General features: G+C 72.3%; 11 protein-coding genes, 4 pseudogenes and 1 riboswitch. Of the genes and pseudogenes, 10 read left to right on the forward strand and 5 right to left on the reverse strand.

The features are described from left to right. Positions 1-498, forward strand: a pseudogene (locus tag JM949_RS26505) (rRNA small subunit methyltransferase B); the annotation flags it as partial. A 46-nt stretch (positions 499-544) separates the two neighbouring features. Here the strand turns inward: JM949_RS26505 and JM949_RS26510 are convergent. Together JM949_RS26510 and JM949_RS26515 are read right to left on the reverse strand one after the other, a co-directional pair. Then, positions 545-1,435 (reverse strand): septum formation family protein, encoded by an 891-nt coding sequence (locus JM949_RS26510; RefSeq protein ID WP_203150982.1) that lies wholly within the window; start codon positions 1,433-1,435, stop codon positions 545-547. 84 nt (positions 1,436-1,519) lie between these two features. Next, positions 1,520-2,410 (reverse strand): septum formation family protein, encoded by an 891-nt coding sequence (locus tag JM949_RS26515; RefSeq protein WP_203150983.1) that lies wholly within the window; start codon positions 2,408-2,410, stop codon positions 1,520-1,522. 255 nt (positions 2,411-2,665) lie between these two features. Between JM949_RS26515 and rpe the strand changes: the two genes are divergently transcribed. From rpe to ribH, 7 genes and pseudogenes are all read left to right on the forward strand, one after another. Next, a complete protein-coding gene (gene rpe / locus JM949_RS26520) occupies positions 2,666-3,346 on the forward strand; it encodes a ribulose-phosphate 3-epimerase (RefSeq protein ID WP_203150984.1) in 681 nt (226 codons plus the stop codon). Position 3,347: 1 nt separating this feature from the next. Further along, positions 3,348-4,303 (forward strand): annotated as a pseudogene (locus JM949_RS26525) (GGDEF domain-containing response regulator). Positions 4,304-4,382: 79 nt separating this feature from the next. Then, a riboswitch (FMN riboswitch) is annotated at positions 4,383-4,554 on the forward strand. A 167-nt stretch (positions 4,555-4,721) separates the two neighbouring features. Beyond that, positions 4,722-5,784 (forward strand): annotated as a pseudogene (gene ribD, locus JM949_RS26530) (bifunctional diaminohydroxyphosphoribosylaminopyrimidine deaminase/5-amino-6-(5-phosphoribosylamino)uracil reductase RibD). Between the two features lies 1 nt (position 5,785). Continuing rightward, a complete protein-coding gene (locus tag JM949_RS26535; RefSeq protein WP_203150985.1) occupies positions 5,786-6,424 on the forward strand; it encodes a riboflavin synthase in 639 nt (212 codons plus the stop codon). After that, complete coding sequence (gene pnuC / locus JM949_RS26540; RefSeq protein WP_203150986.1) at positions 6,424-7,107, forward strand: nicotinamide riboside transporter PnuC; 684 nt, start codon at positions 6,424-6,426, stop codon at positions 7,105-7,107. The genes JM949_RS26535 and pnuC overlap by 1 nt, the downstream gene beginning before the upstream one ends. Positions 7,108-7,142: 35 nt before the next feature. Then, complete coding sequence (locus JM949_RS26545) at positions 7,143-8,408, forward strand: bifunctional 3,4-dihydroxy-2-butanone-4-phosphate synthase/GTP cyclohydrolase II (protein ID WP_203150990.1); 1,266 nt, start codon at positions 7,143-7,145, stop codon at positions 8,406-8,408. A 2-nt stretch (positions 8,409-8,410) separates the two neighbouring features. Beyond that, complete coding sequence (ribH, locus tag JM949_RS26550; protein ID WP_203150991.1) at positions 8,411-8,911, forward strand: 6,7-dimethyl-8-ribityllumazine synthase; 501 nt, start codon at positions 8,411-8,413, stop codon at positions 8,909-8,911. A gap of 5 nt (positions 8,912-8,916) precedes the next feature. Here ribH and JM949_RS26555 read toward each other — a convergent pair. The 3 genes and pseudogenes from JM949_RS26555 to JM949_RS26565 all read right to left on the reverse strand — a co-directional run bounded on the left by JM949_RS26555 (position 8,917) and on the right by JM949_RS26565 (position 11,367). Next, positions 8,917-9,659: pseudogene (locus JM949_RS26555) on the reverse strand (amino acid ABC transporter ATP-binding protein). A gap of 2 nt (positions 9,660-9,661) precedes the next feature. Beyond that, a complete protein-coding gene (locus tag JM949_RS26560; protein WP_203150987.1) occupies positions 9,662-10,507 on the reverse strand; it encodes an amino acid ABC transporter permease in 846 nt (281 codons plus the stop codon). Beyond that, on the reverse strand, positions 10,504-11,367 hold the full coding sequence (locus JM949_RS26565) for an ABC transporter substrate-binding protein (protein ID WP_203150988.1): 864 nt from the start codon (positions 11,365-11,367) through the stop codon (positions 10,504-10,506). The genes JM949_RS26560 and JM949_RS26565 overlap by 4 nt, the downstream gene beginning before the upstream one ends. Positions 11,368-11,500: 133 nt before the next feature. Here JM949_RS26565 and JM949_RS26570 point away from each other — a divergent pair, with 133 nt between their 5' ends. Next, positions 11,501-11,764, forward strand: coding sequence for a phosphoribosyl-ATP diphosphatase (locus tag JM949_RS26570; protein ID WP_030335709.1), 264 nt, complete (start codon positions 11,501-11,503; stop codon positions 11,762-11,764). Positions 11,765-11,811: 47 nt separating this feature from the next. Beyond that, entirely contained in the window at positions 11,812-12,657 is an 846-nt protein-coding gene (gene hisG, locus JM949_RS26575) for an ATP phosphoribosyltransferase (protein WP_203150989.1), read from the forward strand. Positions 12,658-12,965: the final 308 nt, after the last annotated feature.

The following is a 12,965-nucleotide window of genomic DNA, read 5'->3' on the forward strand; positions in this document are numbered from 1 at the left end:
CGGTCGGACGGTGGCCGAGCACCGGGCCCGGCTGGTCTCCCAGGCGACCCGGGGCCTGCCGGTGGCCGTGCTGGCCATGGACGGCCGTGAGGTCGGCGCGACCCGAAGCTGCCGGAGCAGCACTTCGACCGGGTGCTGGTGGACGCGCCGTGCACCGGGCTGGGCTCGCTGCGTCGTCGGCCGGAGTCGCGCTGGCGTCGCCAGCCGTCCGACCTGCCGCCGCTGACCCGGCTGCAACGGGAGTTGCTCGGCGCGGCGCTGCGCGCGGTCCGCCCGGGCGGCCTGGTCGCCTACGTCACCTGCTCGCCGCACACCGTCGAGACGCACGTGACGGTGACCGAGGCGGCCCGCCGCAGCGGGGTTCCGGTGGATTTCGTGGACGCCCGGCCGCTGCTGCCGGCCGGCATGCCGGGTCTCGGCGACGGGCCGACGGTGCAGCTCTGGCCGCACCGGCACGGCACCGACGCGATGTTCCTCGCCGTCCTGCGCCGGGGATGATCCGATCCGCGTCGCCGGTCATCCGCCCGGCCGGACGCGGTGGTGCTCAGGTGATCGGGAGGCCCTTGGTGCCGGCGTTGCGCATCGAGCGGGTCAGGTCCCGGTCGGAGATCCAGAGGAAGCACTGCACCCCGCGGTTGCCGTTGCGCCACTCCTCCTCGTACGGCTGGTAGTAGATCGTGCCGGCGCGGAAGTCGAGCTGGGAGTTGTCCGGGACCTTGGCGTACCTGGCGATCATCGACTGGCAGGCCCGGTGGGTCCGCTTGACGCTGCGGGAGAACTCGGCGTAGCTGGTGTCCGGCGCCTGCCAGACCCCGACGAACTCGGCGTGGTGCTTGGCGGTGCAGGAGACCGGCACCATCTCGTCGATGTCGTCCTTGACGAGCTTCGGGTTGAAGCAGCGGTAGGCCAGCGGCGCCGCGCCGGAGAGCGCGCCGCGCAGGCTGCCGGTGCGCAGGTCGACAGCGGTGTCGTCGATGCTGGCGATCTCGGTGACGTCGCAGCGGTACCAGCGGGCTCCGCCCGACCAGGCCTGCGGCGACGGCAGCACGACGGTCAGGCCGAGTCGCCCGGAGCGCCAGTCGGCACCCACCGCCTTGTTCACCGCCGTGTCGCACCCGGCCTGCGCGGCCCGCATGCCCGCCGAGCCGGGCTGCGGGGGTGCGCCGCCCTGGGCGGCCGGGCCGGTGAGGGTGCCGACGTGCATGGTCTCCACCCGGTGCGCCTCACCGCACGCCGTCGGGTTGTAGCCGGTCAGGAAGCCGACCTGCTGGGAGGTCTGGTGGCAGACGTCGGCGGCGGGGACGAACTGCTGCGCCGCGACGGGTGCCGGCCAGTCGTCGACGAGGTCACGGTCGACCCCGGCGGGTGCGCCGCACCCGGCCAGTGCCAGGGCCAGCGCCCCACCTCCGGTGAACACCGCCAACCACCGTCGCATCCCGACCTCCCCCGCCACTGGTGGCCGCCCACCGGACCCTGCCGGTCGGTGGCGCCACGGCGCAGCAGCATACGGCACCGGTGCTCAGATCGCCGGTAGTCCCGCGGGGCCGACGCCCCGCATCGAGCGGCTGAGTTTGCGGTCGTCGCTCCACAGGAAACAGCGCACCCCACGGTCGCCCTCCTCCCACTCCCGCTGCGACGGTGGGTAGTAGATGGACCCGGCCCGGTACGGCAGGTCGCTGTTGTTGGGCACCTTCGCGAACTCGGCGATCAGCGCCATGCACCGCTTGTGCGCCTGCTGGGCGGACTTGGCGAACTCCGCCCAGCTCATGTCCCGTTCCTCGTAGACGCCGACGAACTCGGCCCGGTGCGGCTCGGTGCAGAGCACCGGCGCCATGTAGTTGAGGTTGTCGCCGATCAGCTTGGGGTCGAAGCAGCGGTGGGTCAGGGGCGAGTCGCCGATCAGCGCGCCGCGCAGGCTGCCGGTGCGGTTCACCGGGCGGGTGTTGTCGATGCTGCCGGTCTCGCTGAGGTCGCAGCGGAACCAGCGGGCGCCACCGGCCCAGGCGGGCGCGGACGGCAGCGCGAGGGAGAGCGCGAGGCGGGCGGTGTGCCAGTCACCCCCGAGCACCTCCCGGGCCCGCTGGTCGCACTCGGCGCGGGCGGTGCGCAGCGCCGACGACCCGGGTGCCGGTCGAGCCTCGGTCAACGCGTCGCGGCCGACGAAGGTGCCGACGTGGATGGTCTCGGCCAGGTGGTTGCGCGCGCAGTCCACCGTCTCGTACGTGCTCGCCTGCACGACGCTGGCGATCCGGGGCAGGCAGGTGTCGGTGCCGGGGGTGAACGGCTCCGGGACCCGCAGCGCCGGCCAGTCGTCGGTGAGATCGCCGTCCGCGCCCCGCGCCGGCGCGCAGGCGGTCAGCAGCATCGTCGTGACGCAGGTCAGCACCAGCGCTGGGAGCCACCGTCGCATGGTCCGCCCTTCCGGAAGCTGGCGGCCGGTCACCGCGCCCAGCGGCGAGACCCCGGCGGGGGTGCAGCCTATGGCACCGTCCCGGTTGGAGTGTCGTCGCGTTTCCGTCGATCGGCCAGTCACTGTTGTCTGTTCGTCCGGATTCGGCGGTCCGGGATGACCAATTCTGCACCACTGGTCACCGCTGGGTCACAGCGCGTCCCCGGAGGTGGCGCGATGCCGGTGGGGGGTGGCCACGTTCGTACACTGGGCCCTGTGACCGTACCGCCGCCGATCGTCGCGCCGAGCATCCTGGCCGCCGATTTCGCCCGCCTCGCCGAAGAAGTCCGTGCCGTCGAGGACGCCGCGGACTGGTTGCACGTCGATGTGATGGACAACCACTTCGTGCCGAACCTGACCATCGGTCTGCCAGTGGTGCAGAGCCTGCGGGCCGTCACCGCGATGCCCTTCGACGTGCACCTGATGATCGAGGACCCGCGCCGGTGGGCCCCCGGTTACGCCGACGCCGGGGCGTACAACGTCACCTTCCACGCGGAGGCCGCCGACGACCCGGTGGCGCTGGCCAAGGACCTGCGCTCGGCCGGTGCGAAGGCCGGCCTGGCCATCGACCGGGACACCCCGATCGAGCCGTATCTGGACCTGCTGCCCAGCTTCGACACCCTGCTGATCATGACGATCAAGGCGGGCTTCGGTGGGCAGCGGTTCATTCCGCAACTGCTGGAGAAGGTGCGCACCGCCCGCCAGCACGTCTCGGCGGGGCACCTGGAGCTGCGCATCGAGGTGGACGGCGGGATCGCCGCCGACACCATCGAGCAGGCCGCCGCCGCCGGCGCCGACGCCTTCGTGGCCGGCACCGCCGTGTACGGCGCCGCCGACCCGGCGGAGGCGGTACGGCACCTGCGGGCACTTGCGGAACGCGCGGCTCCCGGGGCCTGAGATGGACCCCGAGGTCGACCGCAAGGACATCATCCTCGTCGTCGACGACGACGAGGACATCGCTCGTTTCGTCGAGTTCAACCTGCGGCTGCACGGCTTCGAGGTGATCCACGCCAGCGACGGCCAGGAGGCACTGGAGGTCATCGAGCGCCAACGGCCGGATCTGGCGGTGGTCGACCTCATGATGCCCCGCGTCGACGGGCTGGAGCTGACCCGGCGGCTGCGCGCCGACCCGATGACCTCCGCCCTGCCGGTGATCATGCTGACCGCCAAGGGGATGACCGTCGACAAGGTGCACGGGCTCAGCGCCGGCGCGGACGACTACCTGGTCAAGCCGTTCGACACCGCCGAGCTGGTGGCCCGGGTCTCGTCCACGCTGCGCCGGAACAAGGAGTTCCGGGAGGTCTCCCCGTTGACCGGGCTGCCCGGCAACAGCCGGATCCGTCGGGAGATCAGCGACCGGGTCCGCAACGGCGTGGACTACGCGGTGGGCTACATCGACATCGACCGGTTCAAGAGCGTCAACGACCGGTACGGGTTCGTCCGCGGCGACGACTTCATCACCGCGCTGGCCCGCAGCCTGCACCGGGCGGTGGTGGCGGTGGGGCTGCCACCGGCCTTCCTCGGTCACGTCGGCGGCGACGACTTCGTCATCGTCTGCACCCCGGACCAGGTCCGTCCGCTGACCTCCCGGGCGTCGTCGACTTCGAGAAGTCCGCCGACACGCTCTACGACACGACCGACCGTGAGCGCGGCTTCGTCGAGCTGAAGGACCGGCGCGGCAACATCCGGCGCGCGGCCCTGGTCACGCTCTCCATCGGGGTGTCCCTCTCCGACGCCGGCAAGCGGTTCACCGACCCCCTCGAAGCGATCGCGGTGGCCTCGGAGATGAAGACGGTCGCCAAGAGCCAACCGGGCTCGTACGTGGCGGTGGACCGGCGGCGCGGCGTCACCTGATCGTGAATCCCGCTGTGAAGTACCTCGCCTAGGTGGCGGTACACCCGGATCGGCGTGTAAGACTTCCCGGGTACCCACCACGCGCTGGCGGGACTCGGTGAAATTCCGAACCGGCGGTGATCCACGGTCCAACCGTGGTCAGCCCGCGACCCGGACGGCTTCGGCCGCCCGGTGGACCTGGTGAAAATCCGGGGCCGACGGTTGGGGGCGGTTCGTCCGCGCCCAGACAGTCCGGATGGGAGACAGCGCGCGGGACGGACGGGTCCGAGCCGACCGCTGGCTTCAGCGTGCCGTTTCGGCCCTCCCGCGGCGGCTGTGCCGTTCCCGGAATCCGCCACCGCCTGCCCGTGGCCCCATGGCCACCGCCTCCCTGACCGCCCGCGCGCGGACCGGCGAGTGAGAGGGCAGGGGCAGGGCGATGGCCAGCGTCTCCGTCGATGAGGCGATGCGGCGTGCGATCGAGTTGGCGGCGCGCGGGCTCGGCACGACCAGCCCCAATCCCGTTGTCGGTTGCGTGCTGCTCGACGAGGACGGCCAGGTCGTGGGCGAGGGCTTCCACGCGTACGCCGGCGGACCGCACGCCGAGATCGTCGCCCTGGCGCAGGCCGGTCAGCGGGCCAAGGGCGGCACCGCGGTGGTCACCCTGGAACCGTGCGATCACACCGGTCGCACCGGCCCCTGTAGTTCCGCGCTGGTCCAGGCCGGGGTGGGCCGGGTGGTGATCGCCGTGCCCGACCCCAACCCGGTCGCGTCCGGCGGCGCCGCCACGCTGCGCGCCGCCGGGGTCCGGGTCGACCTGGGGGTACGCGGCGAGGAGGCCGAGGCCGGCAACATCGCCTGGCTGACCTCGATGCGCCGGGGCTGGCCGTACGTCATCTGGAAGTACGCCGCCACCCTCGACGGGCGCGCCGCCGCGCTGGACGGCAGCAGCATGTGGATCACCTCGGAGGCGGCCCGGATCGACGTGCACGCGTTGCGCGGCACCGTCGACGCGGTGCTGGCCGGGGTGGGCACCGTGCTCGCCGACGACCCCCGGTTGACCGCCCGCAACCTGCGCGACGGCAGCCTGGCCATCCGGCAGCCGCTGCGGGTGGTGGTGGACAGCTCCGGGCGTCACCCCGGCTGACGCCCGGGTCCGCGACGGCGCCGCGCGGACCTGGATCGCGACCGTCGACGAGGTCGGCGCCGGCCCGGACGGCCGGGTCGACCTGCCGGCGCTGCTCGCGGCGCTGCACCAGCGCGGGGTCCGGGCGGTGCTGCTGGAGGGCGGCCCGCGACTGGCCGGCGCGTTCCTCGAGGCCGGCCTGGTCGACAAGGTCGTCGGGTACGTCGCACCCCGGTTGCTCGGTGCCGGCCCGACCGCCCTGGTCGACGCGGGAGTGACCACCATCGCTGAGGCCATCGATCTGGAGTTGGTCGACGTTACGCAGATCGGTCCGGATCTCCGGATCACCGCTTTGCCCCGCAAAAGGGAGGGCTGACATGTTCACCGGCATTATCGAGGAATTGGGCGAGATCGTCCGGGTCGCGCCGACAGCAGGCGATTCGGTGCTGCTGGGCGTGCGCGGACCGGTTGTCACGTCCGACGCCCGGCACGGCGACTCGATCGCCGTCAACGGTGTCTGCCTCACCGTCGTGGAGGTGGCCGACGGGGTCTTCACCGCCGACGTGATGGGCGAGACGCTGCGCCGCTCCGCGCTGGGCGCGCTGCGCCCCGGTGACCCGGTCAACCTGGAGCGGGCCGCCGCGCTCGGCAGCCGGCTCGGCGGGCACCTGGTGCAGGGCCACGTGGACGGGGTCGGTGAGCTGATCTCCCGGGAGCCGGCCGAGCAGTGGGAGACCGTCCGGTTCCGGCTCCCCGCCGCCCTGTCCCGGTACGTGGTGGAGAAGGGCTCGATCACCATCGACGGGGTGTCGCTGACCGTGGCCGAGGTGGGCGCGGACGAGTTCGCCGTCGGGCTGATTCCGACCACGCTCAAGCTGACCACGCTCGGCGCGAAGGGCGTCGGCGACCCGGTCAACCTGGAGGTCGACGTGCTGGCCAAGTACGTCGAGCGGCTGCTCGGCGACCGGCTCACCGACGCCGACCGGGTGGCCGGGACCACGGGCGGGGTGGCCTGATGGGCCCGCTCGGCTGGTTGCTGGACGCCCAGGTGCAGGTGGCCGGCTCGCCGGTGCTGGCCCGGGAGATCGTCGGCAACGCGTTCGGGCTGGTCTCCGCGCTGTTCGGGCTGCGCCGGCTGGTCTGGGCGTGGCCGGTCGGCATGGTCGGCAACGCGCTGCTGCTCACCGTCTTCCTCGGCGGGGTGTTCGCCACCCCGCAGGAGCACGACCTGTACGGGCAGGCCGGCCGGCAGGTGTTCTTCTTCGCGGTCAGCGTCTACGGCTGGTGGCGCTGGCGGCGCAACCGTCGTGCCGACGTCGGGCAGGCGGCCGTCGTGCCGCGCTGGGCCACCGGGCGGGAGCGGCTGATGCTGCTGCTGGCCGCCGGGCTCGGCACCGCCGCGGCGTACCCGGTGCTCAAGGCGCTGGGCTCGTGGGGGCCGCTGGCCGACGCGTGGATCCTCACCGGCAGTTTGCTCGCCACCTACGGCATGGCCCGCGGCTGGGTGGAGTTCTGGCTGCTCTGGATCGCGGTGGACGCGGTCGGCGTGCCGCTGCTGCTGCGCGGCGGGTTCTACCCGTCGGCGGTGATGTACCTGATCTACGGCGCCCTCTGCGCCTGGGGCTTCGCCGCCTGGTGGCGCACCTCGCGCGCGGCGGCTCCGGCCCGCACGCCCAGCTACCGGGAGGCCGTGGCATGAACGAGCACAGCGAGCACAGCGAGCGGAGTGGCGGGATGAGCGGCTTCGGGAGTATCGAGCAGGCGATCGCGGAGATCGCGGCCGGTCGGCCGGTGGTCGTCGTCGACGACGCGGACCGGGAGAACGAGGGCGACCTGATCTTCGCCGCCGAGCTGGCCACGCCCGAGCTGATGGCGTTCATGGTCCGCTACAGCTCCGGGTACGTCTGCGTGCCGTTGACCGAGAGCGAGGCCGACCGCCTCGACCTGCCGCCGATGCACCACACCAACCAGGACCGGCGGGGCACCGCGTACACGGTGACGGTGGACGCCCGGGAGGGCATCGGCACCGGCATCTCCGCGGCCGACCGCGCGCACACCATCCGGCTGCTCGCCGCCGCCAGCACCGACCCGACCGACCTGTCCCGACCGGGGCACGTGGTGCCGCTGCGGGCCCGCGAGGGCGGGGTGCTGCGCCGGCCGGGACACACCGAGGCGGCGGTGGACCTGACCCGGCTGGCCGGGCTGCGCCCGGCGGGTGCGATCTGCGAGCTGGTCAACGACGACGGCACCATGATGCGGGTGCCGGACCTGGAGAAGTTCTGCGCCGAGCACGGCCTCACGCTGATCACCATCGCCGACCTGATCGCCTACCGCCGGCGTACCGAGAAGCAGGTCGAACTGGTCGCCGACGCCCGGATGCCGACCCGGCACGGGGTGTTCCGGGCACTCGGCTACCGCGCCGCGCACGACCCGGCCGAGCACGTCGCGATGGTGCTGGGCGACCTCGGCGACGGCCAGGACGTGCTGGTCCGGGTGCACTCCGAGTGCCTGACCGGGGACGTGTTCGGCTCGCTGCGCTGCGACTGCGGCCCGCAGCTGGACGCCGCGCTCGCCCGGGTCGCGCGGGAGGGCCGGGGCGTGGTGCTCTACGTCCGCGGGCACGAGGGGCGCGGCATCGGGCTGCTGCACAAGCTGCAGGCGTACCAGTTGCAGGACCTGGGTCGGGACACCGTCGACGCCAACCTCGACCTGGGCCTGCCCGCCGACGCCCGGGACTACGGCACCGGCGCGCAGATCCTCTACGACCTGGGTGTGCGCTCGATGCGGCTGCTGACCAACAACCCGGCCAAGCGGGCCGGGCTGGAAGGGTACGGGTTGACCATCACCGGCCGCGAGGGGCTGCCGGTCGGGGCGCACCCGGAGAACATGCGCTACCTGCGCACCAAGCGGGACCGAATGGGTCACCTGCTGGACGAGTTGGACGAGGTGTCCGAGGCGCCGCTGGGGCGTCCGGTCGCCAACGACGAGATCGGAGCATGACGATGGCGGGTTTCGGTGAGCCGGGAGTCGACGCGGTGGATGCCGCCGGGCTGACCGTCGGGGTCGTTGCCGCCCGCTGGCACGGCGAGCTGACCGACCACATGCTGGAGCGTGCGGTGGCCGCCGCCGAGGCGTGCGGGGCTCGTTCGGTGGTCGCCCGGGTCGCCGGCTCGGTCGAGCTGCCGGTGGTCGCGCAGGCCCTCGCCCGTCGCTGCGACGTGGTGGTCGCGCTCGGCGTGGTGGTCCGCGGCGCCACCGCCCACTTCGACTACGTCTGCCGCTCGGTCACCGACGGGCTGACCCGGGTGGCGCTGGACGAGGGCAAGCCGGTGGCACACGGCGTGTTGACCGTGGAGACCATCGAGCAGGCCCGGGACCGGGCCGGTCTGCCCGGCTCCGCGGAGGACAAGGGCTGGGCCGCCACCGTCGCGGCGCTCGACGCGGCGCTCGCCGTGCGGACCGTGGCGGCGGGCAACGCCCAGCGGGTCGGCTTCTCCGGCTGAGGCGCTCAGAGCCGACCCGCCTCGATGATCCGGTGCAGGAACTGCCGGGTACGGGGCTGGGTCGGCTCGCCGAGCACCTGCTCGGGCGGGCCGCTCTCGACGACCCGCCCGGCGTCCAGGAAACACACCTCGTCGGCGATCTCCCGGGCGAAGCCCATCTCGTGGGTGGCCAGCACCATGGTCATGCCGTCCTCCTTCAGGTCCCGGATCATCGTCAGCACCTCGCCGACGAGTTCCGGGTCCAACGCGGAGGTGACCTCGTCGAGCAGCATCAGTCGAGGTGAGTTGGCCAGCGCCCGGACGATCGCCACCCGTTGCTGCTGCCCGCCGGAGAGCCGGTCCGGGTAGGCGTCCGCCTTGGCGCCGAGCCCCACCCGGTCGAGCAGCTCCCGGGCCTGCGCCTCGGCCTCGGCCCGGGCCCGCCGGTGCACCCGGCGCGGCGCGAGGGTGATGTTCTCCAGCACGCTCAGGTGCGGAAAGAGGTTGTACGCCTGGAACACCAGCCCGATCCGTCGGCGACCCGGTCCGGGTCCACCCGGGGATCGGAGATGTCCTCCCCGTCCAACTCGATGGTGCCGTCGTCGATCTCCTCCAGCAGGTTCACACACCGCAGCAGGGTGGACTTGCCCGACCCGGACGCGCCGATCAGGGCCACCACCCGGTGCTCGGCGACGGTCAGATCCAGCTGGTCGAGCACCGGATGCCCGTCGAACTCCTTGCGGAGCCCCCGGCAGCGCAGCAGCGCCATGGTCAACCTCCCGACTGTCGGCGGGCCGCCCGCAGCGTCACCCAGTCGGTGACCGCGATCAGCGGGATCGCGAGCAGCACGAAGAGCACCCCCGCCACGACGTACGGCGTGTAGTTGAACGACTGGGCGGTGGCGATCTGGGCGGCGCGGACCGCGTCGATCGGTCCGGCGAGCGAGACCAGCCCGACGTCCTTCTGCAACGCCACCACGTCGTTGAGCAGCGGTGGCGCCACCCGGCGGACCGCCTGCGGCAGCACCACGTGCCGCATCGTCTGCCGGTAGGTCAGGCCCAGCGAGCGGGCCGCGGCGAGCTGGCTGGGGTGCACCGACTCGATGCCGGCCCGGAACACCTCGGCGAGGTAACCGCTGTAGGTGAGGACGAGCGCCAGCCCACCGAGCACCAGCACCGGCGGCATGCCCTGCAACCGCAGCCCGGGCACGCCGAGGGTGAGCAGGTAGAGCACGATGATCAGCGGTAGCCCGCGGAAGGTGTAGGTGTAGCCGGCGGCCAGCGCCCGGACCGGGAAGAAGATCGGGCCGCGCAGCGTCCGCAGCACGGCGATCACCAGCCCGAGCACCAGCGCGCCGGCCGCGCAGCACACCAGCAGTCGTAGGTTGAGCCAGAGCCCGCTCAACACCGCCGGCAGCGCGTCGCGGGCGATCTCCGGATCCAGGAACGAGCGCCGGACCCGGTCCCAGCCCGGCGCGCCGGTCACCGCGATGACCAGCAATGTGCCCAGCGCCGCCGTGGATGAGGCCGCGACCAGCACGCTGTAGACGCTCTGCCGCCGCCGGTACGCTGCGCGCCGCAGCTGCGCCTCGGACGGCACGTGATCCAGGAGGGTCACCGCAGCTCGGCCGCCCCCGCGACCTGCGCCAGCCACTTGTCCTCCAGTTGCTTGAGGGTGCCCGCCGAGGTGAGCTGACCGACCGCGCCGGTCACGCAGGAGGTCAGCGGGGAGTTCTTGTCCAGCAGCAGCCCGAACGCCTCAGGCGTGCCGACCTGTGGCACCTGCCCGACGATCTTCGCGTCGGTGATCTCCGCGCCGGTGATGTAGAAGGCGGTCGGCAGGTCCACCACGAGACCGTCCAGCTGCCCGTTCTGCAGCGCCTTCTTGGCGTCGTCGTTGCTGTTGTAGACCTGCGGCTTGGCGGTCGGCTTGAGCACCTCGGTGATCGCCTGGTAGCTGGTGGTGCCCACCTGGGCGCCGAGCCGGGCGTCGCGCAGGTCGGCCAGTGACGTCCGGCCGGCGATCTTCGAGGACTTCAACGCGATGACTGTCTGCCGCACCAGGTAGTACGGCGCGGAGAAGTCGACCGCCTGCTTGCGCTCCTCGGTGATGGAGAACTGGTTGATGTCGAAGTCGAAGTTCTTCGGACCGGGGGCGATCGCGGCGTCGAACTTGACCCGGACCCAGGTGACGTCGGCGCGGGCGTAGCCGAGCTTCTCGGCCACCGCGTACGCCACGGCGGACTCGAAGCCCTCGCCGTTCTCCGGCTTGTCGTCGGAGAACCACGGCGCGTACGCGGGCTGGTCGGTGGCGATGGTCAGCTTGCCCGGCGTGTGGGTGGGCAGGCTGTCCTTGGCGCAGGACTGGGGTGCGGTGACGGCGGGGGTGGGTTTCTCGTCCTGGGGCGCGCATCCGGCGGTCGCTACGACGACGGCACCGGCGATGGTGAGCGCGAGGAGACGTGAGCTGCTGGCCATGGCCGACAGCGTAAAGGTTCATGGGAGTCGATCGACAATTGTCCCACCGTTTTGGTAGGGAATTGTCCGCTTGCTGGATTCCGCCGGACCCGGACGCGGGGCGTCGGGGGCCCGGCTGGAAGAATCGCCTCCCGTGAAGACGTTCGAGGAGTTGTTCGCCGAGCTGCAGGCCAAGGCCGCCGCCGGCACCCCGGGCTCGGGCACCGTCGCCGCCCTGGACAAGGGGGTGCACTTCATCGGCAAGAAGGTCGTCGAGGAGGCGGCCGAGTCGTGGATGGCCGCCGAACACGAGGGGCCGGAGCGCACCGCCGAGGAGATCTCCCAGCTGCTCTACCAGGTCCAGGTGCTGATGCTCGCCAGTGGTCTCGAACTCAAGGACGTCTACCGACATCTGTGAGTGCCCCCACCCGTTGATCGCCATTCGGATCGAAGGAGCACTCCGTCATGCTGCGTGTCGCCATTCCCAACAAGGGCACCCTGGCCGAGCCGGCCGCCCAGATGCTGCGCGAGGCGGGCTACCGCCAGCGCACCGACCCCAAGGACCTCGTCTGCCGGGACGAGGCCAACGACGTCGAATTCTTCTACCTGCGCCCGAAGGACATCGCCACCTACGTCGGCTCCGGTGACCTGGACCTCGGCATCACCGGCCGGGACCTGCTGATCGACTCGGCCGCGCCGGCCGAGGAGGTCGTCGACCTCGCCTTCGGCCGGGCCACCTTCCGCTTCGCCGCCCGTCCCGACGACATCGCCTCGGTGCGGGAGCTGGGCGGTCACCGGATCGCCACCGCGTACCCGGGGCTGGTCGAGCGGCACCTCACCGAGTTGGGGGTCAAGGCCGACGTGATCCGCCTCGACGGCGCGGTGGAGAACGCCGTACGCCTCGGCGTCGCCGACGTGATCGCGGACGTGGTGGAGACCGGCGCGACCCTGCGCCAGGCGGGCCTGGTGGTCTTCGGCGAGCCGCTGCTGCGCTCCTCGGCGGTGCTGGTCCGTCGCGCCGACGCGCCCGCGCACCCCCAGGCCGAGCAGCTGCTGCGTCGCCTGCACGGGGTGCTGGTGGCCCGCCGCTACGTGATGCTCGCCTACGACGTGCCGGCTGGCCTGCTGGACCGGGCCAGTGGGCTCACCCCCGGGATCGAGTCGCCCACCGTGTCACCGCTGCACCGCGAGGGTTGGGTGGCGGTGCAGGCGATGGTGCTCCGCGACGACGTCCACCGGATCATGGACGAGCTGTACGAGTTGGGTGCCCGCGCCATCCTGGTCACCAACATCCACGCCTGCCGCCTCTGACCCTCCCCGCGCCCGGAGCGGCGCCGTCGCTTGATCCACTCGGGTTCGCTGAAACGGGCGTGTCCGCACGGCCGGGATGCCCCGGTTTCCCTGAACCCGAGTGGATCTGTAGCGCTGTCGCGGCCCTGATGCGACTGGGGACCTCGTGGTCGAACCCGGAGACCCGCAGGGTGTGGGCGCGTCCGACGACCGCGCCCGCGAACAGGCAAGATCGCCCTCGATCCTGGATCTAGTGGCCTCAATCCCGCCCCGATACCACTAGATCAGGATCGAGCACGATCTTGCGGCGGGCGGCGGGCGGCGGGCGG

It is taken from the genome of Micromonospora tarensis, assembly GCF_016803395.1.
Taxonomy (GTDB): Bacteria; Actinomycetota; Actinomycetes; order Mycobacteriales; family Micromonosporaceae; genus Micromonospora; species Micromonospora tarensis.

Coding starts and splice junctions, on each gene's coding strand:
- JM949_RS26545 (WP_203150990.1), top strand. CDS start 7,143: ATGAGCGGCTTCGGGAGTATCGAGCAGGCGATCGCGGAGATCGCGGCC.
- JM949_RS26535 (WP_203150985.1), top strand. CDS start 5,786: ATGTTCACCGGCATTATCGAGGAATTGGGCGAGATCGTCCGGGTCGCG.
- pnuC (WP_203150986.1), top strand. CDS start 6,424: ATGGGCCCGCTCGGCTGGTTGCTGGACGCCCAGGTGCAGGTGGCCGGC.
- JM949_RS26515 (WP_203150983.1), bottom strand. CDS start 2,410: ATGCGACGGTGGCTCCCAGCGCTGGTGCTGACCTGCGTCACGACGATG.
- JM949_RS26510 (WP_203150982.1), bottom strand. CDS start 1,435: ATGCGACGGTGGTTGGCGGTGTTCACCGGAGGTGGGGCGCTGGCCCTG.
- ribH (WP_203150991.1), top strand. CDS start 8,411: ATGGCGGGTTTCGGTGAGCCGGGAGTCGACGCGGTGGATGCCGCCGGG.
- JM949_RS26565 (WP_203150988.1), bottom strand. CDS start 11,367: ATGGCCAGCAGCTCACGTCTCCTCGCGCTCACCATCGCCGGTGCCGTC.
- hisG (WP_203150989.1), top strand. CDS start 11,812: ATGCTGCGTGTCGCCATTCCCAACAAGGGCACCCTGGCCGAGCCGGCC.